Here is a 23,820-nt window from a genome sequence, read left to right as displayed (position 1 = left end):
ACGTTGGGTTGCCGGGATGGCCGCTGACTTGCAAGCGGCGCCGCCAGCCCGCGCAATCTGAGGTGCCCGCGCGCGACATAGCTCACAGGTTAAGAAGAACGCCCGTCTGCCGAAGCAGGCGGGCGTTCGTGTTTTCGCTGGCCGGAGGACGGGCTCGAAAGGACTACTGCCCCTCGGTTGGCGTGTCGGGGTCGGGAGTCGGCTCCGGGGAAGGCGTAGGCTCGGGCGTTGGCGTCGGAGTGGGTTCGGGCGCCGGCGTGGGCTCGGTCGTGGTCGTCGCGTTCTCCGTCGTGGCGGCCTCGGTCGTCGCTGCCTCCGTGGTCGCGGCGTTCGGGTCGTTCTCGCTGGCGCTCGTGTTCGAGAACTTCCAGCTCGTATTGGGCTTGTAGGAGGGATCGGACGCGCTTGCCATCGGCCAGTCCGCACGCGGGGTGTCGGACAGGACGGCGTTGACGAAGTAGGCAAAGGCCTTGTTCGATGTCTGGAACGGGTGCGCGCCCGCGCCGTAGCCGAGCCTTACCGTGTAGTCTCCGTCCTTGTGGCCCGTCCAGACGGCGACGGAGACCTGGGGCGTGATGCCGCAGAACCAGAGGCTCTCGAGGTTGTCGGTAGAGCCGGTCTTTCCGGCGACGGGCTGGTTGATGGTGAGGAGGCCGGGAAGCTGCTTGGCCGTGCCGCGGCCGTAGGTGAGGACGCCCTCGAGCGTCTGGACGGCGACCTTGGCGACGCTCTCGTCGAGGACACGCGTGGGGCTGTCCTTGTGCTCGTAGACGACGTTGCCGTTGCGGTCCTCGATCTTGCTGATGGCGACGGCGTCGCGGTGAAGGCCACCGTTCGCGAGGGTGGCGTAGGCCTCCGCCATCTCGAGCGGGGAGCAACCGTTGGCGCCGAGGATCGTGGAGCCGTAGGGGTCGAGGTCGCTCGAGATGCCCATGTCGTGGGCGGTCTGGACGACGTTGTCGACGCCGACGGCCATACCGACCTGAACGTATCCGGTGTTCGAGGAGATGGCGGTGGCATCGGCGAGGCTGAGGGTGCCGTAGGGCTCGTTATCGGCGTTCTGGACCTTCCAGGAATTGTTGACCTGGATGGGGGAGTTGCAGTTGATCTTGGTGGTGGGGTTCATGCCCGCCTTGATTGCGGCGACAAGTGTGAACATCTTGAAGCTCGAGCCGGTCTGCTTGGCGTTCGACGTTGCAGCGTTGACCTGGGCGGTGGCGGAATCCGCGTAGAAGTCACGACCGCCGACCATGGCCTTGATGTAACCAGTCTGTGGGTCGATCGCGACGAGCGCTCCGTCGTTGTCGGGGTTGCCCGTCTCGTCGAGCATGCGCTCGACCGCAGCCTGGGCGGCGTCCTGGTAGGTGGGGTCGATGGTGGTGTAAATCTTCAGGCCGCTCTGGACGATGGTGTCCTGCGAGAAATCGCCTTCGAGCAGGCCTTTGATGTAGTTGGTCCAGTAGGGGTAGGTACCCTGGCTGTCCATGTTCGTGTTGCCGAGGTTGAGCACGAGGTCCTCCGCCTGCGCGGCGTCGTGCTCCTCCTGCGTGATGTCGCCGAGACGCAGCATGTTGTCGAGAACCTTGTTGCGGCGCTCCTTGGCGGCGTCGGGGTTTTGCGTGGGGTCATAGTAGGAGGGCGAGTTGGGCAGGCCGATGAGCGTGGCCGCCTCCGCGAGCGTGAGCTCGCTGCAATGCTTGTTGAAGTAGGTGATGCTTGCGGCCTCGATGCCGTAGGCGCCATGACCGTAGTAGATCGTGTTGAGGTACATCAACAGGATCTGTTCCTTGGAGTAGGTCTTCTCCATCTCGACGGCGATGTAGGCCTCGCGGATCTTGCGCTTGAGGGACTTCTCGAACTGCTCGTCAGACAGGACCGTGTTGCGCACGAGCTGCTGGGTGATGGTCGAGGCGCCCTCGGAGCGGCCGGAGAGCTGCGAGATGACGGCTCGGCCAATGCCGATGGGGTCGACGCCGTTGTGGCTGTAGAAGCGCTCGTCCTCGACGTCGACGGTGCCCTTCCAGACGTAGGGAGAGACCTCGTCTTGCGAGATGGAGCGGCGGTTCTCGAGGTAGAACGTCGCGATGACGTTGCCGTCCGCGTCATAGACCTCACTCGGCTCGGCGACGAGGTAGGCGTCAGCGGAGGTGTAGTCAGGCAGGTCCTGGAGCCAGGACTCGATCACGGCGCCGAGAGAGACGGCGAGAGCGATGGCGAGCAGCACCAGGAAACCTAGGACGCCGGCGGCGGAAAAGCCAACGATGTGCGTCTTAGAGTGGGCGCGGGCGCGACGGTTGCGAATTCCCATGCAGTCCTCCAATACGGGTACACAGACTTATCTATTATCTGCTAAATCGTGGTGGAGCGTTGAGCGCGCGGGTGAGTTAACGCCGCGTCCACATCGCTTGAGACGTGCCTGCCTTAAACTATGGACATGACTGAAGGGAATTGCATGGAGAGTCGTGTCGAGGCCCCGGAGGGGTCCTATGGGCGTGCGCGTCATCGCCGCGCCGAGCATGAAGGCGCAAAGCGCGAGATGAAGTGTCCCAAGCGCGATGGTCGCCCGCGCGAACCCCGCGCCATGACGGCCGTCGGGGTCGCCGGCGTCGCGCTGCTGGTGGCCGTTCTCGTACCCCTCGTGCTCATCAGCGCGTACAACCACTCCTATGCGGATGACTGGCACTATGGCGTCTGGGCGCATCTCGCGCTTCAGAGGACGGGCAACATCGGCGTCGCGTTGATTACCGCGCTCCAGCAGGCGGGGAATGCCTGGTTCGACTGGCAGGGCACCTACTCCGCGATCTTCCTCATGGCGCTCGAGCCGAGCGTCTTTGGGGAGCAGTTCTACGTGATCGCCGCGCCGCTCGTGCTCGCAAGCCTCATCGCCGGCACCTTCTTCTTCACGCATGTCGTCATGGTTGAGCTGCTCGGTGCCGAGAGGGGTGCCTGGCTGGGGCTGTCCTGCGTGATGGTGGCCGTCCAGCTCCTTCTGCAACCGAGCCCCGTCGAGGGTATCTTCTGGTTTAACAGCGCCGTCTACTACACCACCTACCACGCTGCCGCGCTTGCCCTCCTGGGTTGCGTGGCGCGCATCGCCGATCCCGCCCGCCGCACGGCTCCTCGAGGGGCCAAGATCTGGGCGTGCGTGCTCGCCGTGTTCGTTGCGGGTGGCAACTTCGTTACGGCGCTCGTTGTGGTAGAGGTCATGACTTGCGTGCTCGTCGTGCTGATTGCCCGCCGTAGGCGGGCCTCGTCTGATGTCCTTGCGCCGTTTGGACTCCTGGTCGTGGGGCTTGCGCTGTCGCTTGCCGCTCCCGGCAACGAAGTTCGTCAGCAGACGCAGTTCCCCGAGGACTCCGCGGGGGTTGTCGGTACCATCGTGAAGTCGTCGCTTGCGGCGTTCCAGTATCTGGAGGAGTGGAGTGGCGGTCTCGTGCTGCTCCTTGCGGTGCTTGCAGCTGTCATTGCCGTGCGCGTCTGCGTCCGCGCCGCCGAGCGCGGCTGGCGCTTCCCCATGCCCGCCCTCGTCGCCGCCGGCTCGATCGCGCTGTTTGCCACGAGCTTCACGCCCACGTTCTGGGCGGAGGGAACGGTGGGCCCTGGCCGCGTTCAGAACTGCCGCTTCGATCTGTTCGTGGTGCTTGTCGTCCTGAACGTGTTCTGGTTCTGTGGCTGGGTCGCAGCGCGTCGCCGTGAGCTGGGTGCGGGCTCGACGCGTGGTCACGTTATGACAGCTCAGCACGTTGGAATCGCGGCTGGCCTCGTAATCCTGGTGTTTGCGTGCATCGTGGGCTCCATGGCTACCGATAAGGATATGGGTGAGGAGCTCTCGAGTGTTTCCGCGGCGCGCTCGATTATCTCCGGGCAGGCCGCTGCATATGACGCCCAGGTCGAGGATCGTCTCGCGGCCATTGAGACCTCGACCGCGGACGAGCTTCGCGTGCCGTTCTACACCAACGTGCCGCACGTCCTGCTCATGGGCGACATCCGCGACAACATGGACAACTACATCAACTACCGCCTCTGCCAGTGGTATGGCAAGAAGTCGATTGTGGCCTATCACGCGCCTTCCGGCACCATGGCGAGCGACGTCGTGACGGATGCGGGCGCGACGGATGCGCCCGCGGCTGACGCTGTCGTAACAGATACCGTCACGACGGATACCGCCACGACGGATGTGGCTGTCTCGTGAGCCCGGATAACGCGATGATGCCCGCGACGGATGGCGTCGTGCATCAGCCCCTGTCGGGTAGGACCATCGCGCGAAAGGTGGCCCGTCTCCCCGAGCGCTCCAGTGCCTTTAATGATGGCGATCGCTGGCGCCGCGTCGGCGACGGCCTCGCCCGTCTCGGCCTCGCGCTGTGCGCGCTCATGCTCGGCGTGGTCCTTCTCGTGGTGGCGCTTTCCACCGTCTGGCTCATGGTGGGCGCGGAGGACGGCAACCTCACGCAGTCCATGTCGATCTACACCTGGGCGGGCCCAACGGCGTCCCTCATCGCGGGCGCCGTTGGCGGCGTGGCGACCGTGGCCTTATGCTATGTGGCTTGGCGCCACGGCAGCGTCCTCGATGGGCCGCGTGCCACGAGGGCGCTTGTCCTTGGCGCGCTCGCCTTCCAGGTGCTGATGATTCTGGGCATCCAGACGCGCGATACCTATTGGGGCGACTCGTGGATGATCCGCGACTTTGTCCATAAGGCGATTGAGGGAGGGGGCGTCGCGGCGGCGTTTTCCGGCCCGTACGGGACGCTCTTCACCGACGCGCGTCTTTATTTCTGCTGCTATCCGTTCCAGGCATCGCTCTTCTGGATCATGTATGCGCTTCGCCTCGCGTTTGGCGAATACTCCTACATGGTCTTCCAACTGCTGTCGTCGCTGGCGACCTGCCTCGGCGTGTGGGCGCTGCTCGACCTGGGGTCGAACGTTGGGGTGAGCGCGGGCGCGCGCCGCATCCTCTGGGTGCTCGTGGCCATGTGCCTGCCGATGTACTGGCTCTCCGCGTTCCTCTACGGAAACGCGATGGGTTGTGGCTTCGCGCTCGCCTTCCTCGCCCTACAGGCTCGTGCGATGCGGGCAGATGAGCTGGGCGTCACCCTCAGGTGGCTGGCGCTTTCGTTCGTGCCGCTCGTTCTTGCGCTTTGCGTCAAGGCGACCTTCGTGCTCTTCGCAATCGCCGCCGCGCTCGCATGGTTCGTACTTGCCGTCAGCCGCAAGAGCGCCTGGGGCCTTGCGGCGTGCCTTGCCGTCGTGCTTCTCGCGCGCTCCGTGGCGGGTTTGCCCTTCGAGGCGCTTCGTGCGGCCTCTGGCTATGAGTTTGGCGATGCCTTGACCACGCTTAACCACCTCGAGCTTGGGCTTCGCATGGGCGCGGGCGAGTTCTACGTGAGCGTGGACGGCGGCGCGCCCGAGTTCGCGCCTGGCGGCTGGTCCAATCACGCCAACGCCACGTGGTTCTTCTCGGGCGAGAGCGCCGACATTCAGAACGAGATCGCTGTTGGGGAAATCGCGGCAGACGTCACCGAGTTCGTCTCCGACCCCTCCTACGCGGCGCGCTTCTTCTCCATCAAACTCGCCACGGAGTGGGCGGACCCGACCTATCAGTCCCTCTACTACCTCTCGATGTGCGGGATTCCCGGTGGCGGACGCCTTAACCTGGGAGATGCGAGCAAGCCCCTGGGCGTCATTTCCTCGTGGCTGACCTACCTGCTCGACGGCTACCAGACGATTGAGTTCGCCGCTGCGTTTGGCTATGTGGCCTGGGCCTGCCGTAGATGGGGGAGGGACAACGAGGGGAAAGAGGCCACAGGCTTGCCTGCGCCTGACCCGGCTGGCGGCGCCGGCACCTCTGCGGGCGCACGGCGGCATGACGTCGCCCCGACTCCTGACGTGCGCGTGGGCGGTGGTTCCGTGACGTGCGCGACCCTGCTCATTGCCGCGACCTTCTTTACGGGGTTTGGCTGCTACCTGCTTTGGGAGGCAAAGGCCGTCTATGTGTTGCCCTTTGCCATCGTGGTACTTCCCCTTGCGGCGGAGGGCCTTGAACAAGCTTTACAATGGGCGAAGTCTGCAATTGGGGGCGGGCGCTCGGTCTAGCACGTCTCCTTGTCCGTTTGGAGACGCTCGATGCCGATAGAGCCAAAGCCCAAACCTGTCAGTTGCGATTCGCGAGCCGTCGCCTCGCGCGTTCCGCAAGGTAGCGCATGCCGCATGGTCGCACCCCTCTTGCTGGCGCTTCTACCTGTGGTGGCGCTCTGCCTTTTGCACGCGCCGGTCTATGCCACCCCTCCGGATGACTTCGTGCAGGAGCTCTTTGCGCGTGGCCAGTTCCAGGCCGCCGCGAGCTCGCTCATGCCCTATACGCTCGTCTTCGTGAGCGCGCCGCTCTCGGCGCTCTACCAACTTGCGCCGCAGGTTCCGTGGTACGCGCTCATGCTGCTCGCGATGCTGGTCGTGTCGTTCTGGATAGCCTGGAGCCAGCTCTTCTCCCTGGGCCTCTCTCGCGCGCGGCTTGTGTGCCTTGGCGCCGTGCTGCTCTCGTGCGAGATCGTCTGCGTGTGGTACTTCACGTACACCATCGTTGCGTTCATTGTGCTTGCCGCCGGCCTTATGCTCATCATGCCGCGCGCGGTCTTTGGCGACGCCGGCCGCCCGAGCCCGGCTGACGTCGCGGGCTACGTGCTCGTGGCGCTCGGTTTCTCTCTGCGCCCCGAGTCCGGAGTCGCAGCCCTCGTCCTGTTCGTCCCCTTCCTCGTCTGGGCGCTCGTTCGTAGTCGTCGCGCGGGTACGTTGCTCCGCGCTGTGGCGGTTGTTGCCGTGATTGCGATTTCCTATGGGGCTGGCCAGGCCGCTTACCGTGCGACTCCTGGTTGGGAGGATTTCCCCTCCTATCTCGACGCCGGCCGCAAGGTGCTCGACACGCAGCGAATGGACGTCTCGAAGGTCCGCGAGCAGGCGCCGGAGCTCAGCGACAATGATGTCGCCATGATGTACGACTGGGACTTCGTCGACCATGAGGTCTTCTCGACGGACCTGTTCGAGCGCATCTCAAAGGCTGAGTCCACCTACGGGCCCGCGCATCTCATCGCGTCGTTCAAAGCGAAGGTCACGTATCTGCTGATCGCGTTGTCGGCTCTTCTGCTCGCTGTTGCGGCTGCCCTTTCGCGGATGAAGGGTCTGGAGAAGTCCGTTCGCATCCTTTCGTTTGGCGTGGTCGCGATGGCGCTCCTGAACTACATACTCATCGTTATGCGTGGCCGTCCGAGGCTCCATATCGTTATTCCCGTGGCGATCGTCACGCTATTCGCCCTTCTTGTCTGCTGCCAGGGCCCCACCGAGCGTAAGGGCCGTCACAGTGCTGATGCGGTTCCTGTCCCGGGCACCCGTGCCCGCGTGGTGGCAGCGATTACGTGCGTCGTCTGCGCGGCGGGCCTCGGCATGTTCTGGGTGTCGACGGTGCGCCCGCTTCAGTCGAGGCTTTCGCTTCCCTTCGCGGCTGCGGCGAGCGAGTTCGTCGAGAGCCACCCGGACGAGCTCGTGGTGTTCGGCCACACCCAGAGCGCTTGGTTCAGCGGGACCGATGCCTTCGCATCCGCGAGGTGGCAGTGCCCGGACAACATCCTGCTTGTGGGAGGATGGGAGAGCGAAACCGCGCCGTGGGACGCCTGCCTCGAGCGCTGGGGCCTCACGGATGCCGCACCGCTCATGCAGCTCGCCACGCGCCGCGACATGACGCTTGTCGCGACCGAGGCGACGGCGAAACTCTATGAGGTCTATCTGCAAGAGCATGTCGACCCCTCGGTGATCGCCACCAAGGTCTCTGACCTCGGCGCCGGCGCCATCTCGAGCAAGATGATCTCGGTGTGGAGCTTTAGCTCTGCCACGGGGATGCCTACCGCATAAGCGACAGCTCGCTTGGCGCCGCTTTTCGCTACACTTAGCAACCGTCCCGTTTATGCGGGCGAGCCGCGCTTGTGCGGCGCCACACAATCATGAGCACCGCCCAACCGGGTGAGGGTGCTAGCAGGTATTTTGGAGGAACAGTGCTTTCAGTTGACGAGCAGATGAAGGTCATCACTTCTGGCGTCTCCCAGATCGTCCCCGAGGAGGAGCTCCGCGAGAAGCTACGTCGTGGAAAGCCCCTGAACATCAAGCTGGGCGTCGATCCCACGAGTCCGGACCTCCACCTGGGCCACGCCGTGCCCCTGCGCAAGATGCGCCAGTTCCAGGACCTGGGCCACAACGTCACCCTGATCATCGGCAACGGCACCGCTCTCATTGGCGACCCGTCCGGTCGCGACTCCACTCGTCCGCCCCTCACGGAGGAGCAGGTCGAGGCCAACGCCGAGACCTACGTTGCGCAGGCCATGAAGGTCCTCGACCCCGAGAAGACGACCATCGTCCACAACGGTGACTGGATCAAGCCGCTCAACCTTGGCGAGATGCTTGGCCTCATGAGCAAGTTCAACGTCGCTCGCATTCTCGAGCGCGAGGACTTCCACAACCGCTACACCAACGGCCTCTCCATTGCCCTGCACGAGTTCATCTACCCCGTGCTCCAGGCCTACGACTCTGTCGTCGTCAAGGCCGACGTCGAGATGGGCGGCAACGACCAGATCTTCAACCTGCTCGCCGGCCGTGACCTCATGCGTGCCGAGGGCATGGAGCCGCAGGTCGCCCTCACGATGCCGCTGCTCGTGGGCACCGATGGCGTGAAGAAGATGTCCAAGAGCTACAAGAACTACATCGGCCTTACCGACGAGCCTGCCGATATGTTTGGCAAGGTCATGTCCATCGCCGACGAGATCGTCCCGATGTACTACCGTCTCTGCTCGACCAAGACCATCGAGGAGATCGAGGCCATCGATGCCGCGTTTGCCGACGGCTCCGCCGATCCTTACAAGCTCAAGCGTGAGCTCGGCATTAACATCGTCGACCTCTACCATGGCGCGGGTGCTGGCCAGAAGGCGCTCGAGGCTTTCGACGCCCAGTTCAAGAAGGGTGAGGTTCCCGAGAACGTGCCGGAGTTCCCCGCCTCTGTCGTCGAGGTGAACGATGAGGGCCTGGTCTACCTTGGCAAGCTTCTCGTTGACCTGGGGATTGCCAGCAGCGCCGGTGAGGCTCGTCGTCTCGTTGACGGCGGTGGCGTCAAGGTGAATGGCGAGGCTCTCGCGCCGAAGTGCTACAACGTCGACCCCACGCCGTTCGTGGCGGGCGCCGTTGTCCAGTCCGGCAAGAGGCGCTGGGCCAGGCTCGTCTAACGCGCCCGCGACCAGGTTCGCCTAAAGCGCCAACGGGCGGGCCGCCTGATGCGCCAGCGGGCGGGCTGCCTGACGCGCCAGCGACCAGGTTCGCCTAGCGCGCCAGCGGGCGGGCTCGTCTAGCATGCCCGTGGGTTTGTTCCTCCAGCTCCGTCTGCGGGCTGAGCTCAACCGCGCTTTGCCCCTGGTGCGTTCGATGGCGAGCATCAATCTGCTTTGTTTCATGTGACGTAAGGCCCCCGGCCCCGTTCGTGTTCGCGAGCGGGGTCGAGGGCCTTCTGTGACAACAAGTAATTCCCTGCAGATCGTTTCGTCCTTCTCGGAATGGACCACCAGTATCGTCGCAGGTAAAGCTTTTGTAGTGTCATTGTTTGACGCACTTTGGCTCGTTTTTGCGAAAACGTGTTGGATTCATGTCGGGTTTCGGTTTGAGCGCGGGGGACTTTCTTGGCCTCGATCTTCGCGGACGTATGCGAGCCTGATAGCGTTGTGCCATGGCTATCTGCATCTGCGACATATCGGCACTCGAACTCCTTCGCTCGCGAGGCAAGCTCGCCCCAGAGCTCCTAGGCATGTGCCGTGCTTCAACGCTTCAGGGCTGCGGAATTCCAGGAAAGCTAGAGCTCGAAGATGCTCTTGCGACGTTTGGAGGGGTGTCGCGTCCTTGCCATTTGATGATTCGGGCAGATAAGGCGCGCAACAAGCCGTGGGCCATTAGACACGAATGGAGGGCCGACCCTCCTCCCAAGGCTCTCATTCGATTGTCGAAAGATATCCTGGTGGAATCACCGGAGCTCTTGTTCTTCGACCTGGCCTCTTCATCAGATTTTGACGTTGTGGACCTCGCGCTGGTGGGTCTCGAACTGTGCGGAACGTATCTCCTTGACAATGACCAAAGCGGTTGGGACGGCTTCGTTAATATCGATATACCGATGACATCGAGGCGGTCGATTGAGCGAATTGCGAGCCACTTGAAGTGGAGGCCTGGCCTGGGGAAGGCACGAGAAGCCATGGGGCTTGTGGTCGATGGCTGCCATTCCCCAATGGAGAGCGTGCTTCTTGCCCTTCTGACGTTTCCGCGCCGCTTGGGAGGTCTTGGTCTGTCTGGTGCGAGGGCAAACTATTGCATCGCCACCCCGTCGGGAGATCGTTTTGCCGACATTGCATTTCCAGAGCTTAAGGTTGTTTTTGAATACAAAGGGCGTAGGTATCATCTGCCTGAGCAGGCTGGACGTGACGATAGAAGGCAGAACTCACTGGTCGGGCTCGGGTGGACGGTTATCAACGTTTGGTACGAAGACCTTGTTGACCCACAACTGTTTGCGCGTTTGGAGTCGGTGGCATTAAAGGCGGCGGGGAAGCGCGATAGGATTCGCTCGGATAGCTTTCGCGGCCGACAGCAATGCCTTCGAGCTCGATTGATTCCGCGTTTGAGGAAGTGGGCATCGATAGCCTGACGAGAATTCCCGGAGATGAAAAGACGGTCGTCTATCCGTGCGATTTGTCTCGGTTATGGGTGCATGGTGCGGCCGTCTCGCGATGATGCCTGCCATAAATGGCAGGCGGTATTTTGACCAGATGGTCAAAATACCCATCTTGGCGTACGCGATATCGAATTGGCGAACTATGAAAGAGCACCCTTGATGGAGTTTGGCAAAACAGCGTTGCCATAAGTGAGCAAAATGGGCGCGATTTGCCCACTTAATGAGACTGTGTCTCATTAATATTTAAGAGAAGACCCCCGAAGGCCCTTCGTGGCGTGTCGCGCGTACGCCAAGATGGTGTTTTTGACCATCGCCGACGAAAAACGTCTCCGAGCGCTCTTGGGATACCGGAATGAAGGGCGCTCGTCGACATGTGCTCCTGCTGTCTGACTGTTATTCTAAAAAGTTGGAAACGAAAGGCGGCTTGCGCCGCATGCGATTGGGGATTCGATGACGATGGAGCTATTGGCTCCGGCGGGTGGCCCGGAGCCGTTCCGTGCGGCGCTGGCTGCTGGTGCTGATGCAATCTACTGCGGTGTCGGCAATGATTTCAATGCTCGCCGTAACGCTCACAACTTTGATTTCGATGCTTTTGAGGCCGCGTGCCGCGAGGCGCATCTTGCGGGCACGCGCGTTTACGTGACCATTAACGTCGTCGTTCGCGATGAGGAGATGCCACGCGCTCTCGCCCTCGTGCGAGAGGCATCCGCGCGTGGCGCTGATGCCTTCATCATTCAGGACTGGGGCCTATTCGACCAGATTCACAAGACCTGGCCCGAGCTTGAGCTGCATGTGTCCACGCAGGCGAACGTCCATGATGCGCGCGGCGTTGCCTGGGCTCGCGAACAGGGCGCGCACCGTGTGACCTTGTCCCGCGAGCTCTCTCTTGCCGAGATCTCTCGCATCGCGGAGGAGGGCGTCGAGCTGGAGGTATTCGGTCACGGAGCCCTTTGCTTCTGCTACTCCGGCGTGTGCCTCATGTCGAGCATGGCCGGAGGTCGCAGCGCCAATCGCGGTCTGTGCGCCCAGCCCTGCAGGCTACTCTATCGCCTTGTCGATGAGGCTGGAAATGACATCGCCGCTCCGGGGCGCACACGTCCCCTCTGCCCGAAGGACGCTTGCACCGCCGGCGATGTCGCTGCGCTTATGAAGGCCGGCGTCGGTTCGCTAAAGGTCGAGGGCCGCATGAAGGCGCCTGATTACGTCTGGAGCGTTATCGGGGCCTATCGCGAGCAGATCGATTCTGTGTTGGCGGGAGCACCCGCGTCGGCCGAGCTTGGCGGCACGCCCGTTCCCGCCCATGTCGCGCGTCGTCTCAAGCGCGCTTTCAACCGCGATTTCACCGATGCCTACCTGCGCGGTTCCGCTGATGACGAGATGATGAGCTACGAGCGCTCGAACAATCGCGGCCAGCTCGTTGGCGAGGTCCTCTCGAGCTCGGGCGGCCAGCTCCAGCGCAGGGACGGAAGGGGCAACCTCCACCGCGATCCACGCCAGGACAAGAAGAGCGCTCGCTGTACCGTTGTCGTGCGCGTCGACGAGCCCGTTGGAGCCGGCGACCTGCTCGAGCTTCGTCCGGATAATGACCCCGACGCCTTTCTCACGGCGACCGTTCCCAGCGATGTTCCCGCGGGCGGTACGGTCGAGTGTCGAGTGGCGCGCCCGATGCCGGTGGGCTGCCCGGTCAGGGTCATCCGCAGCAAGGCAGCGCACGATGGTAGCTCGGCGGACCTTTCTCGCGAGGTCGCTCGCAAGCGCGCGGTCGACGTGCGCGTTGTCGCGCGGCTAGGAGAGCCCCTTTCCGTTGAGCTCACCTGCGCGAATGGTCCCGCGTCGCCCGATGGCTCACTTCCGCAGGCTGTGGCTTCGGGCCCGGTTGTCGAGGCCGCGCGCACGAAGGCGCTGACGAGCGAGGACCTGGCTGAGCATGTCGGGCGCATGGGCGCCTCGGCCTTTGAGCCGCGTTCGATCGAGGTCGAACTTGACGAGGGCTGCGGCATGGGCTTCTCCGTCGTGCACAAGGTCCGCGCCGCCGCTTGCGAGGCGCTGGAGGAAGCCATTCTCGCGCCGTATGCTGACCGTGCACGTGCGCTCGCACCTGTCTCCGCGATGGCTGCCGTTGCCATCACGCCTGCCGCCGCCTCTAGTGCGGAAGACATTGCCTGCGCTGTCGCGACGCCAACTCCGGAGGTCTGCGTCATTGCGCCGTCGCCTGAGGTGGCCCGTGTTGCCACTGCAGCCGGCGCTACGCGTGTGTACGTCGCGTCCGACGAGCTTGGCGAGCCTGGAAGCCCTGCGCCCGTCTGGCCTGTCGGCAGCGTCCCTATCCTCGACGAGGTCTGCCGCGACCCAGAGCATGCCCGCATCGACCCCTGGATAACGGCCGGCGCTTCCGTTGCCGTGGGTAACGTCTCCGAGCTCGCGCTTGCTGCGAGCTGCGGCGCGAAGGCGGAGATTCGTGGTTGCATCCCCATTCACAACGCCTTCGCCCTCGATAAGCTCGAGCGTGCCGGTGCGGCCGGGGTCTGGCTTTCGCCGGAGCTTACGCTCGCGGAGATCCAGTCTCTCGCCCCGCGCGCCAACGTGCCCGTGGGTGTCGTCGTCTCGGGCCGCCCTCGTGTTATGACGAGCGAACATTGCGTTCTGAAGGCGGCGAATCGCTGCATCCACGATTGCGCGCGGTGTGCGCTACGCCGGCGCATGATCTCGCTTCGCGATCGAGACGGCCGTCTCCTGCCCGTCAGAACGGATCTCAATGGCCGTTCGCGCATCTATGACGCGGTGCCCCTCGACCTGACGCCGCAGGTAGGCGAGCTCATTGAGGCGGGCGTGACACGCTTCGCGGTCGACGCGACGCTTCTCAACGAGGCGGAGACCAGGGCTGCCGTTGAGCGCCTCGTCAACGCGCTCGCCGCCGTTCGAGAGGGTCGCAAGCCCGCCTCGCGCGAGCGCCACGCCTCAAGTGGGCATCTGTTCTGGGGCATCGGATAGGCGCGAGTCGGGTAGCATCCAAGAGTGATTTGAGAACGCGCCCGCTTTGCGGGGGAGAGGATAGACATGGCTGACAACGAGAACACCACGGAAAGCGCGCCGGAGAAGGACAAGACGGCCAAGATCGACCACCGTCTGCTCGAGGACGTCCTTGACGCGATTCGCCCGAGCTTCCAGGCTGACGGCGGCGACATCGAGCTTATCGGCGTCGATGACGAGACCGGCGTCGTCACCATCGAGATGACGGGTGCCTGCGCTGCCTGCATGTTCGCTTCGACGGACATCTCCGAGGGCATCGACACCATCATCAAGGAGCACGTCCCTGGCGTCACCGCGGTGCGCCCCGTAATGTACTAGCACTCGATCGGGCGGCGCGTGCCCGCGGCTCAACCGGGCAGCGCTCACGTTTGCTCGCCTCATGCGAACGGCAAGGAGGAGACATGGCGATTGACAAGGACCTTCTCGAGGTCGTGCTCGATGCGGTGCGTCCGAGTCTTCAGGCGGACGGCGGCGACTGCGCCCTCGTTGGCGTTGATGACGAGACTGGCATCGTCACCATCGAGATGACGGGCGCCTGCGCGGGCTGCTCGCTCTCCGAGGTCACGATCTCTCAGGGCATCGAACGCGTGCTCAAGGACAACGTCCCCGGCGTCACCGGCGTGAGGGCGGTGATGTAGGTGGTCCTCTCAGACCGCGACATCAAGGCCGAGATGACCGCCGGCCGCATCGTCATCGAGCCGCTCGACATGAAGGACGTCCAGCCGGCTTCGGTCGACGTGCGCCTTGGCTCGAGCTTCAGGGTCTTCCGCAACTCCACGCACGCCTACATCGACCCGACGCTGCCCCAGCCGGACCTCACCGAGGAGGTCGTGGTCCCCGAGGGCGGACAGTTCGTGCTGCATCCTGGGCAGTTCGTGCTCGGCACGACGCTCGAGCGCATCGCCGTGCCCGATGACATCCTCGGCAAGCTCGAGGGCAAGTCGACGCTGGGCCGCCTCGGCCTCATGATCCACTCAACCGCCGGCTATGTCGATCCGGGCTGGGACGGTGAGATCACGCTTGAGCTCTCCAACGTCGCCACGCTGCCCATCGTGCTTCATCCGGGCATGCGGATCGGGCAGATGTCTTTCGAGCGCATGTCGAGCCCGTCCGAGCGCCCGTATGGCTCTGCCGGCCTTGGGAGCCACTACCAGGGTCAGCGCGGTGCCGCTGCCGCCCACACGCTCACACGCTAAAGACGGCCTCTGGTGTGCTGTCAGGGGATCGAGCCCTGGGCCGCCCTCATATGTTCACGCGCTAGAGACGGCCGTATCGTCCCGCGCTGAGGCGCGTTCCCGATGGTGCCTTGTGCGCTGCGTCTGGTGCGCTGCGTCTGGTGCGCTGCGTCTGGTGCGCCGCGTCTGTGTGCGCCGCATCCGCGTGTGCCCCGCCTGTTGCGCCGCGTCTGCGTGCGCCCTGTTGGCCCGGCGCTCAAATATCGTTTCGAGGAGTTACATGCTCAACGAGCTTTACCACAGCCTCAACCCCGTCGCGATTTCGATTGGGTCCCTCCACATTTACTGGTACGCGCTTGCCTACCTTGCGGGCTTTGTCCTGACGGGCATAGTGATCTACCGCGTCTCGCGTCGCTGGGGCCTGGATATCACCGGGGACGAGGTCGCGAATATCATCGTTGCGATGGCGTGGGGCATCATCATAGGCGCCCGCCTGTTCTACGTGCTCTTCTACGGTGATGGCTACTACTTCGCCAACCCGCTGAAGATCTTCGCCCTGAACGAGGGCGGCATGAGCTTCCACGGCGGCCTCGTGGGCGCCATCGTTGGTGGCTCGCTCATGTGCCGCTCCTGCCACCTCTCCATCCCGACAGTCTGCGACCTCGGCGTTATCGGCGCGCCTTTGGGCCTGTTTTTCGGTCGTTGCGCCAACTTCGTGAATGGTGAGCTCTGGGGCAAGCCCACGGATCTTCCGTGGGGCGTGGTCTTCGAGACGGGCGGCAACGTCGCGCGCCATCCCAGCCAGCTGTACGAGGCCATTCTCGAGGGTCTCGTCATCTTCAGCGTGCTGTGGATGATGAGCCGACGCAGGCCCGCTCATCCGCAGGGCACCTTCATGGGGACGTTCCTCGTGCTCTACGGCGTTTTCCGCTTCCTTATCGAGTTCGTCCGCGTGCCTGACGCACAGCTTGGCTACCTGCTTGGGCCAATCACGATGGGCCAGCTGCTGAGCCTGCCGCTCGTGTTGCTGGGCATCGTCGTGCTTGCGTGGGCGACGCGTGCCAAGCGCCCACAGATTGGGCACGTGGGGTAGGGGCGTCTGCATCCGCGCTCGATTTTTGTGACGTAATCAAGCCAATCAAAGATATGTCCGCAGATGACGTATGCGACACTGCAAAAGTGATAAAGTTCACTAGTTGTGCGCATGTGCCTTAGACCGTGCGCACGCTAGCTTGCAGTATGGGCGCTGGCCAGAGGGACCGGCGCTGTGTACAAGAAGGAGACGTGAATGTCCGGACACTCTAAGTGGGCAACCACCAAGCATCGTAAGGGCGCGCAGGACGCCAAGCGCTCCGCGCTGTTCTCGAAGCTCTCCCGCAACATCACCGTTGCGGCCAAGCTCGGCGGCGACCCGCTCCCGGAGAACAACGCCTCCCTGGCTGCTGCCGTGGCTAAGGCCCGCATGTCCTCCATGCCGAAGGACCGCATCAAGGCCGCCATCGACAAGGCCTTTGGCGCTGGCGCTGACGCCGCGGTCTACTCTGAGGTCACCTACGAGGGCTATGGCCCCGCTGGCGTTGCCGTCTACGTTGACTGCCTGACTGACAACAAGAACCGCACTGCCGCTGACGTCCGTTCCGCCTTCACGCACTCCGGCGGCTCTCTGGGCACCACCGGCTCCGTTGCCTTCCAGTTCGAGCGCAAGGGTTCCATCGCTGTCGACAAGATCATCAAGTCCGATGACAAGAAGGTCGCCGACAAGGAGAACGCCGTCGACGAGGACGAGTTCATGATGGCCGTTGCCGAGGCTGGCGGAGACGATTACGAGGACGCCGGCGAGGAGTGGGTCGTCTGGACCGCCTATGACAAGATGCAGGATGTCCAGAAGGCCCTCGAGGCCCAGGGCATCGAGGTCAAGGGCTCCGAGCTGACCATGGTCCCCACCACCCCGACGACCGTCACCGTCGCTGACGCCAAGAAGGTCCAGCGCCTCGTTGACCGCCTCGAGGAGCTCGAGGACGTCCAGAACGTCTACCACACCATGGACGTGACCGACGAGATCGCCGCCGCCCTGGAGGAGGACGAGTAGACCTCGCCCAAGCGGTTCTAATCCCTGCCCGGTATGTATCGTGTCAGAGGTTCGGGGTATTCTAGAGCAAGACGCGCCCTGGTCGGGAGGCCGGGGCGCTTTTTGTTAGAAAGGGTGCTCATGGGTGGCTTCAAGCGCATCGTTCTCTTCCTGTTCTCGCTGGCGGGGCTCTTTGCCCTCGCCATGCTCGCCCTGCCTGCGTTTGGCATCGGCGAGGCGGAAATCTCCGCGTTTCTGTCATATGACGCGGCCTATGTGGCGCTTGAGGTCTGTCTTGGTATGACGGCGGCGTGGCTCGTCTTCAACCTGCTGCGCTCGATCTTCTCGCGCCGCCCCAAGGCCGCCATCTCCGTCATGAATATCGAAGGCGGCGCCATCACGGTGACTCGTAACGCCGTTGCCTCGCAGGCGGGCCACATTGTGGAGGCCCTTGGCCTCGGCATCGCCAAGGATGTGGAGGTCCGCGCCTCAAAGCACGGCGTCGTCACCGTTGACGTACATGTGATGCCGTATGAGTCCGTCGATATCACGAGCGAGGCGCCGGTGCTCCACGAGGCGCTCGTCACCGGGCTCTCGGCCATGTGCGGCGAATGTCTGGGGGATATCAACGTTGAGTTTCTCGAGCCGCAGCGTGGCACGTCCCTCGTCGTCCCCGTTGAGGAGGATGAGGAGGGCGAGGGCGCTTCCGAGCACCAGTCCGCTGAGGCCGCGTCTGCAGCTGCATCCGCAGAGTCCACGGGTGACATCACGATTCCCATGAGCGTCGAGAAGGAGGCGTAAGACATGTCCGAGAAGCTCACTTGTCGCATCGAGCCAGCGGATGCGCCTGCTTCTGCCTCGTCAGGTAAGGTGCCAACCAACGGTTCGTCTGCAGCCGACGCCGCGGGCGCCCAGACCTCTGCCGCGCAGCCCTCGGGCGATGTGGCGCAGCCAGCGAGTGGCCCCGAGCCCACGGCGCAGCCAGCGAGTGGCACCGAGCCCGCGGCGCAGCCCGGAGTTCTCGCGCGCGCTTCGCGCTGGCTTGACGAGACGTTCCCCAATAGTCGCAATGCGGTTCTTGGCGGCGTGACAGGTCTTGTCGTGGCGCTTCTCCTCTTTTCGATTGGCGTCCTGAAGACCCTGGTCATTGCCATCCTCGTGGTTGTCGGCATCGCCTGCGGCCAGTACCTTGACGGCGAACCAAAAATCGTTCGCTTTATCCAGAACCTGATGAAGAAGCGCTAGGGCGCCCGCTGAGGGTCACGCCCGTGATTGCCGGGAAATCCCGGTGGATAGGAGCCAACATGAGCACGAAGCCCACCATCGCGCAGGAGCCTGAGGTCGAGGCCCCGCTCACCGAGGAAACCGTCGAGGAAACGACCGAGACTCCCGCTGAGGAGGCCAGCACTACGTCGCTTGCCGCCTCCGAGGAGGGTGACCTTACCTTCTCCGATGCCGATGAGGACCTTGATTCCGAAGACTCGCTCACCTTCTCCAACGGTGTCATCGAGAAGATCGTCGCCATTGCCGTGCGTGACGTCCCGGGCGTCCTTGGCATGAAGGGCGGCTTCATCAACCGCGTCCAGGAGACCTTTGGCGCGGCGGATCCCACGAAGGGTGTCTCCGTCGAGGTCATGCCGGACAGCTCTGTCCGCGTGAACATCTCCGTGCTCATCGAATATGGTGCGTTCGCCCCGCAGGTCTTCGAGGACGTCAAGAAGGTCGTCGTCAAGCAGGTCGTCGGGATGACGGGCCTTGAGGTTGGCGGCGTCAACCTGCGCATCGAGGATGTTCTCACTCCCGAGGAGTACGAGAACATGCAGGGCGGTAGCCACGACGAGGAAGAGGCGGAGTAGGCCGTGGGTCTCAGAGCCTCTCTCGCGCAGGGTCTCGGCCGCGCCTGCGCCGGCGCACTGCACATGGCGGGCCGTTCCGCCTCGCAGCTGCCTGGCCGCATCGCGCTCGCCATCGATCCTGCCTCAATCTCACACTCCGCCAAAAAGCTCACGCGGGGTTCCATCGTCGTGTGTGGAACCAACGGCAAGACGACCACGAACAACGTGCTCGCGAGTGCTGTCGAGGCAAGTGGCGCCCGCGTTCTGTGCAACCGTGTTGGCGCCAACATGGCTCCCGGCGTCGCGGCGGCCCTTCTTTCCGGCCGCTCTGCCGACTGGGCCATCATGGAGGCGGACGAGCTCTCTACGATCAACATCCTGCCCGAGCTTCGCCCACGCTACCTCGTGCTCCTGAACCTCTTCCGCGATCAGCTCGACCGCGCCGGCGAGATCGAGCGTGTCCAGGACGTCATCGTCTCCGCGCTCTCTGCCTCGCCTGAGACCACGCTTGTGGCCTGCGGTGACGACCCCCTCGTTATGGGCGTCGCGCGTCGCGCACGTGAGGCTGGCACCAAGGTGCTGGCGTTTGGCATCGGCGAGGACCTCCACCTGCCGGCGGACCGCGTGCCCGAGGCGCGCTTCTGCCAGGTGTGCGGTACGGAGCTCGCCTACGACTACCGCGCTTACGCCCAGCTGGGCGCCTTCCGTTGCCCCAAGGGAGACTTCTGCCGCCCCGAGCTTGACTGGCGCGCCACTGGCGTCAAGGTCGGTCGCGAGGGCGTCTCCTTCGACGTGAGCGGTGCGGGTCTTGATAAGCCCGTGCGCGTGAGTGCGAGCTTCGGCGGCGTATACATGGTCTATAACCTGCTTGCCGCCTTTGTGGGCGCGACTCTTGCCGGCACCACGCCCGAGCAGTTCCAGACCGCTCTTGACGCATATCATCCGGAGAACGGTCGCCTCCAGCGCTTCCGCGTCGACGGGCGCGATGTGATTCTCAACCTGGCGAAGAACCCCACGGGTTTCAACCAGAACATATCGCTCATGCTGGCGGATGACCGCAAGAAGGCGGCCTTCTTCGTCATCAACGACAACCCCAACGATGGCAAGGACATCTCCTGGATCTGGGACGTCGACTTCGAGCGTCTCGCCGTGGGGAGCCCCCGCGAGTGTGGCGGCGTCGTCGAGCCTGATGACCTCACCGTTGTTGCCGGTGGCCACCGTGCGGATGACGTTCGCGTTCGCCTGAAGTACGCGGGGATCTCAGCGCCTATCGCGCTGACCGTGCGCGAGGCGCTCGATGCCGTGGCAGACCTGCCGCTGGATCGCCCCCTGTATGTCCTGACGAACTACTCGGCCCTGTGGCCCGCGAAGGCGGAGCTCGAGCAGATGGGGGAGCGACTGTGAGCGAAAAGTCCCTGCGTATCGCGCATCTCTATCCTGAGCTCCTGAACCTCTACGGCGACGGCGGCAATATCCTCGTGCTGCGCAAGCGCCTCGAGTGGCGTGGCATTCGCTGCGAGGTGGAGGAGGTCCACATCGACGACCGCCCGAGCTTCTCGGACGTGGACATCGCATTCATCGGCGGCGGCTCGGACCGTGAGCAGAGGATCGTCTGCGAGCATCTTTTGGCGGAACGCGAGGAGCTCGTCTCCTTTGTCGAAGACGGCGGTGCCCTTGGTGCCGTCTGCGGCGGCTACCAGCTTCTTGGCCATTCCTACCTCATGGGTGACGAGGAAGTCGAGGGGCTGTCGCTCGTCGACCTCTACACGGACCGCGGCGCGCCGCGCCTCATCGGCAACATTGCCATCGAGAGTCGCATCGTGGACCGTCCCATCGTCGGGTACGAGAACCATGGCGGTCGCACGCATCTGGGTGCCGGTGTTGAGCCTCTGGGCCGTGTGATTCATGGTCATGGCAACGACGGAAAGACTGGGTACGAGGGGTGCCTCTACAAGAACGTCGTGGGCACCTATATCCACGGCCCGCTGCTGCCCAAGAACCCCGGCGTGGCGGATTACCTCATCTCGCGCGCGCTCGAGCGCAAGTACGGCGACGGCACCCTTGAGCCGCTCGACGATACTGCGGAGCTCGCCGCGAACGAGACGATGTACCAGCGCCTCATCTCCGGCGAAGAGAAGGAATAGCGCCGCCCGGGCTTGCCTTACTCCGCGAGGAAGTCGACCGCGTACTGGGCGGCGAGCATGGAGCCACGCACGAGGACTGATTCGTCGGGGTCATAGAAGCAGCTGTGCTGTGGCCAGACCTTGCCGTTGGGATCTGCCGTGCCGCTGCCGAGAAACGCGAATGCGCCCGGAACCCTCTTCAGGTACTCGGAGAAATCCTCGCCGGGCATGGAGCCCTGGTAGCGAACGAGCGCGTCTTCGCCAAGCACCTCGCGGGTCGCGCGCATGGCACGCTCGCTCGCGGCGGCCTCATTCACGACGGTGGAGTGGGCGTTCTCGTACGTGAGCTTTGCCGTGCAGCCAAACGCCGCAGCGACGTCGTTTGCCATGCGTTCCATGAGGCCGGGAATCAGCTCGTGGGCATCCTCGTGGAAAGTGCGGACGGTTCCCTCCATCCAAGAGCTGCCGGCCATGACATTGCGTGCCGTGCCGCCATGGAATTGCCCCACCGTCACCACGGCGGGCTCGAAGGGGCTCATGTTGCGGCTTACGATCGCCTGCAGGCTCTCCACGATGGCGGCTCCGGCGAGCACCGCGTCGGCGCCCTGGTTGGGCATGGCGCCGTGGGCGCTACGGCCGGTGACGTCGATGCGCCACCAGTCGGTCGCCGCCATGCGGGGGCCGGCTTCTACGGAGACTTTGCCTGCGGGAACATCGCTCCAGATGTGCATGCCAAAGACTCCGTCGACACCTTCGAGGACGCCGGCTGAAATCATGGTCTTGGAGCCGTCGCCGCCCTCCTCGGCCGGTTGGAAGACAAGACGAACTTCACCTTCGAGCTCGTCGGTCATGCCGGCGAGGAGACGGGCGGCGCCCAGGAGCATCGCGATGTGGCAGTCGTGGCCACAGGCGTGCATGAACCCGTCGTTTTCTGACGAGAAGGACTCGCCGGTCCTCTCCGCCACGGGGAGGCCGTCGATATCGGCGCGGAGCATGATGCGTCGGCGCGGGGAGTCGGCTGCGCCATGGGCGCTCTGGGCGGTGCCGCGGATGGTCGCCACGACGCCGGTTGCCGTTGGGCGCTCGTAGGGGATACCCAGGGCTTCGAGGTCTGCGCAGATCTGCTCGGTGGTGGCAACCTCGTGATAGGCAATCTCGGGATGGGCGTGGTACCAGCGACGACGGTCGATGACATAGTCGCTCGTCTCCGCCTGCCTCGCGATGATCATGCTTGCAGCGCGTGCCTCGCGCTCGATATCCGCCTCTTGTGCCATGTGCATCTCCCCGTCGCTCAGGTCTAATCACCAATCGAGGGTAACACGCTCGCGCTTGCGGAGCTCCGCATGCGTCAAGATGGAACGCGATGATAATGAGGGAGCGCTTCTATGGCAGCTCGGGCGCGCGCGATTGGGGACGCCTCTTCGGCGGACAGAGTGCGCGTGATAGGGGCGCCTCTTCGGCGGTCCGGGACCGCGCGATGAGGGACGGGTGTATGGTTGCGATCGCTCTGCACTCCCGAGAGCGTGTGCGGCTCGAACGAGATGCGAGCGAGAGGGGACGTGAGAGGGGAAATGGCGAAGAACGAGCTTACGCGCAGGGAGATTCTCGGTGTGCTCGGCCTTGCGGGGGCGTCGGTCGCACTTTCTAGCTGCGGCCTTGGCCAAGACCCTGAGGGTGTCGCGACGCCGGGCACGGTGGCGTCCGTGGCACCGGTGCCCGTAACAACGGCGCCCGCCATGTCGGATTCTTCAGCCGCGGAGCGAATCCTCGGAACCATGACGCTCGAGCAGAAGGTGGCACAGCTCTTCTTCGTGACGCCCGAGCAGCTTACGGGCACGGATTGCGTGATCGAAGCCGGCGAGGCTATGGAGGCCGCCCTCGCCACCCTGCCCGTTGGCGGCGTCATATGCTTCTCGCAAAACATCGAGACGCCGGGACAGCTTCGCGAGATGCTTGCGAACATAGGACGTTTCTCGAAGGAAGCGACCGCTGGCATCCCTGTGTTTCTCGGCGTGGACGAGGAGGGCGGGCCGCTTGTGTCCCGCGTTGCGAACTCACCAGCCTTCGACGTCGCGACCTTCCCCCATATGGCAACCATCGGATTCACGGGAGACGTGACCCAGGCTGAGCGAGTGGGCGCGGACATAGGTTTCTACCTGCATGAAATTGGCTTTAACATCGATTTCGCGCCGGTTGCGGACGTGCTTACCAACCCCGAGAACACGGTTATCGGGCCGCGTTCCTTCGGCACGGACCCGCACTTGGTCGCAGACATGGTTGTCGCCGAGACAACCGCGATGCTCGCGGCCGGCGTCCTCCCTTGCGTCAAACACTTTCCCGGTCATGGCGACACGAACGCCGATTCTCACACGGGCGAGGCGGTGTCGACGCGTACTCGCGAAGATCTTGATTCGTGCGAGTTCGAGCCGTTTCGCCGTGCCATCGCCGCCGGCGTGCCCCTCGTCATGGTGGGTCATATCAAGACGCCCAACGTCGCGGCGGACGATCTTCCGGCATCCCTCTCTCGCGTGATGATAGGGAAGACCTTGCGCCGTGAGCTGGGATTTAACGGCATCATCATCTCGGACTCATTCCAGATGGGGGCTGTGACCGAGCGCTTTTCGTCGGCGGAGGCGGCCGTCAGGTTCCTCGAGGCTGGGGGAGACATGATTCTCATGCCTGAGGACCTCGATGCTGCTTACCAGGGCGTTCTCGATGCGGTCGCGAGTGGCATCCTTTCTCGGGAGCGCATTGACGAGTCATGTCTGCGCGTACTGGGGACCAAATCCGTGCTCTAGTCGTGTTCGCGCGCCGGGACAGAGCCGCACCCTAGCCGATGTGCGCTGGAAGC

19 protein-coding genes are annotated in these 23,820 nt (G+C 63.9%); 17 read left to right on the top strand and 2 right to left on the bottom strand.

The genetic code is table 11. The features are described 5' to 3' along the window. Positions 1–163 precede the first annotated feature (163 nt). Entirely contained in the window at positions 164–2,308 is a 2,145-nt protein-coding gene (locus Q0H23_RS03675; RefSeq protein WP_293835808.1) for a transglycosylase domain-containing protein, read from the bottom strand. Between the two features lie 144 nt (positions 2,309–2,452). Here Q0H23_RS03675 and Q0H23_RS03670 point away from each other — a divergent pair, with 144 nt between their 5' ends. From Q0H23_RS03670 to Q0H23_RS03595, 16 genes are all read left to right on the top strand, one after another. After that, positions 2,453–4,192 carry a DUF6056 family protein gene (locus Q0H23_RS03670; RefSeq protein WP_293835805.1) on the top strand — a complete coding sequence of 580 codons (1,740 nt, stop codon included), beginning with the start codon at positions 2,453–2,455 and terminating at the stop codon, positions 4,190–4,192. Next, positions 4,189–6,090: a hypothetical protein gene (locus tag Q0H23_RS03665; protein WP_293835802.1), complete on the top strand. Its 1,902-nt coding sequence runs from the start codon at positions 4,189–4,191 to the stop codon at positions 6,088–6,090. Before Q0H23_RS03670 ends, Q0H23_RS03665 begins: the two co-directional genes overlap by 4 nt. Before the next feature lie 114 nt (positions 6,091–6,204). Next, positions 6,205–7,896, top strand: a complete 1,692-nt coding sequence (locus tag Q0H23_RS03660; RefSeq protein WP_293835799.1) for a hypothetical protein — start codon at positions 6,205–6,207, stop codon at positions 7,894–7,896. A gap of 140 nt (positions 7,897–8,036) precedes the next feature. Then, positions 8,037–9,254, top strand: a complete 1,218-nt coding sequence (tyrS, locus tag Q0H23_RS03655; RefSeq protein WP_293835796.1) for a tyrosine--tRNA ligase — start codon at positions 8,037–8,039, stop codon at positions 9,252–9,254. Positions 9,255–10,015: 761 nt separating this feature from the next. Then, positions 10,016–10,711: a hypothetical protein gene (locus tag Q0H23_RS03650; RefSeq protein ID WP_293835794.1), complete on the top strand. Its 696-nt coding sequence runs from the start codon at positions 10,016–10,018 to the stop codon at positions 10,709–10,711. Positions 10,712–11,188: 477 nt separating this feature from the next. After that, on the top strand, positions 11,189–13,729 hold the full coding sequence (locus tag Q0H23_RS03645) for a U32 family peptidase (RefSeq protein ID WP_293835791.1): 2,541 nt from the start codon (positions 11,189–11,191) through the stop codon (positions 13,727–13,729). 66 nt (positions 13,730–13,795) lie between these two features. Beyond that, positions 13,796–14,086: a NifU family protein gene (locus tag Q0H23_RS03640; protein ID WP_293815072.1), complete on the top strand. Its 291-nt coding sequence runs from the start codon at positions 13,796–13,798 to the stop codon at positions 14,084–14,086. A gap of 83 nt (positions 14,087–14,169) precedes the next feature. Next, positions 14,170–14,406, top strand: coding sequence for a NifU family protein (locus tag Q0H23_RS03635; RefSeq protein ID WP_293815070.1), 237 nt, complete (start codon positions 14,170–14,172; stop codon positions 14,404–14,406). Further along, a complete protein-coding gene (gene dcd, locus Q0H23_RS03630; protein ID WP_293815068.1) occupies positions 14,407–14,964 on the top strand; it encodes a dCTP deaminase in 558 nt (185 codons plus the stop codon). A gap of 259 nt (positions 14,965–15,223) precedes the next feature. Beyond that, positions 15,224–16,036 (top strand): prolipoprotein diacylglyceryl transferase, encoded by an 813-nt coding sequence (gene lgt, locus Q0H23_RS03625; protein WP_293835789.1) that lies wholly within the window; start codon positions 15,224–15,226, stop codon positions 16,034–16,036. Between the two features lie 195 nt (positions 16,037–16,231). Continuing rightward, a complete protein-coding gene (locus Q0H23_RS03620) occupies positions 16,232–17,032 on the top strand; it encodes a YebC/PmpR family DNA-binding transcriptional regulator (RefSeq protein ID WP_293815065.1) in 801 nt (266 codons plus the stop codon). Between the two features lie 120 nt (positions 17,033–17,152). Beyond that, positions 17,153–17,812, top strand: a complete 660-nt coding sequence (locus tag Q0H23_RS03615; RefSeq protein ID WP_293835787.1) for a hypothetical protein — start codon at positions 17,153–17,155, stop codon at positions 17,810–17,812. A gap of 3 nt (positions 17,813–17,815) precedes the next feature. Further along, entirely contained in the window at positions 17,816–18,256 is a 441-nt protein-coding gene (locus Q0H23_RS03610) for a DUF2273 domain-containing protein (protein WP_293835785.1), read from the top strand. A gap of 59 nt (positions 18,257–18,315) precedes the next feature. Continuing rightward, positions 18,316–18,867: an Asp23/Gls24 family envelope stress response protein gene (locus tag Q0H23_RS03605; RefSeq protein ID WP_293815061.1), complete on the top strand. Its 552-nt coding sequence runs from the start codon at positions 18,316–18,318 to the stop codon at positions 18,865–18,867. A gap of 3 nt (positions 18,868–18,870) precedes the next feature. Further along, complete coding sequence (locus tag Q0H23_RS03600) at positions 18,871–20,250, top strand: MurT ligase domain-containing protein (protein ID WP_293835782.1); 1,380 nt, start codon at positions 18,871–18,873, stop codon at positions 20,248–20,250. Continuing rightward, entirely contained in the window at positions 20,247–20,990 is a 744-nt protein-coding gene (locus Q0H23_RS03595) for a glutamine amidotransferase (RefSeq protein WP_293835780.1), read from the top strand. The genes Q0H23_RS03600 and Q0H23_RS03595 overlap by 4 nt, the downstream gene beginning before the upstream one ends. 17 nt (positions 20,991–21,007) lie before the next feature. Here Q0H23_RS03595 and Q0H23_RS03590 read toward each other — a convergent pair whose 3' ends face one another. Next, positions 21,008–22,243: an amidohydrolase gene (locus Q0H23_RS03590; protein WP_293835777.1), complete on the bottom strand. Its 1,236-nt coding sequence runs from the start codon at positions 22,241–22,243 to the stop codon at positions 21,008–21,010. Between the two features lie 297 nt (positions 22,244–22,540). On the opposite strand from Q0H23_RS03590, the gene Q0H23_RS03585 reads away from it, so the two are divergent. Further along, positions 22,541–23,767: a glycoside hydrolase family 3 protein gene (locus Q0H23_RS03585; protein ID WP_293835775.1), complete on the top strand. Its 1,227-nt coding sequence runs from the start codon at positions 22,541–22,543 to the stop codon at positions 23,765–23,767. Positions 23,768–23,820: the final 53 nt, after the last annotated feature.

This window comes from uncultured Parolsenella sp. (assembly GCF_934660935.1).
Taxonomy (GTDB): Bacteria; Actinomycetota; Coriobacteriia; order Coriobacteriales; family Atopobiaceae; genus Parolsenella.
This window is presented reverse-complemented; position numbering and strand designations above follow the sequence as displayed.

Coding starts and splice junctions, on each gene's coding strand:
- Q0H23_RS03675 (WP_293835808.1), bottom strand. CDS start 2,308: ATGGGAATTCGCAACCGTCGCGCCCGCGCCCACTCTAAGACGCACATC.
- Q0H23_RS03670 (WP_293835805.1), top strand. CDS start 2,453: ATGGAGAGTCGTGTCGAGGCCCCGGAGGGGTCCTATGGGCGTGCGCGT.
- Q0H23_RS03660 (WP_293835799.1), top strand. CDS start 6,205: ATGGTCGCACCCCTCTTGCTGGCGCTTCTACCTGTGGTGGCGCTCTGC.
- Q0H23_RS03645 (WP_293835791.1), top strand. CDS start 11,189: ATGACGATGGAGCTATTGGCTCCGGCGGGTGGCCCGGAGCCGTTCCGT.
- Q0H23_RS03640 (WP_293815072.1), top strand. CDS start 13,796: ATGGCTGACAACGAGAACACCACGGAAAGCGCGCCGGAGAAGGACAAG.
- Q0H23_RS03635 (WP_293815070.1), top strand. CDS start 14,170: ATGGCGATTGACAAGGACCTTCTCGAGGTCGTGCTCGATGCGGTGCGT.
- lgt (WP_293835789.1), top strand. CDS start 15,224: ATGCTCAACGAGCTTTACCACAGCCTCAACCCCGTCGCGATTTCGATT.
- Q0H23_RS03620 (WP_293815065.1), top strand. CDS start 16,232: ATGTCCGGACACTCTAAGTGGGCAACCACCAAGCATCGTAAGGGCGCG.
- Q0H23_RS03615 (WP_293835787.1), top strand. CDS start 17,153: ATGGGTGGCTTCAAGCGCATCGTTCTCTTCCTGTTCTCGCTGGCGGGG.
- Q0H23_RS03610 (WP_293835785.1), top strand. CDS start 17,816: ATGTCCGAGAAGCTCACTTGTCGCATCGAGCCAGCGGATGCGCCTGCT.
- Q0H23_RS03605 (WP_293815061.1), top strand. CDS start 18,316: ATGAGCACGAAGCCCACCATCGCGCAGGAGCCTGAGGTCGAGGCCCCG.
- Q0H23_RS03590 (WP_293835777.1), bottom strand. CDS start 22,243: ATGGCACAAGAGGCGGATATCGAGCGCGAGGCACGCGCTGCAAGCATG.
- Q0H23_RS03585 (WP_293835775.1), top strand. CDS start 22,541: ATGGCGAAGAACGAGCTTACGCGCAGGGAGATTCTCGGTGTGCTCGGC.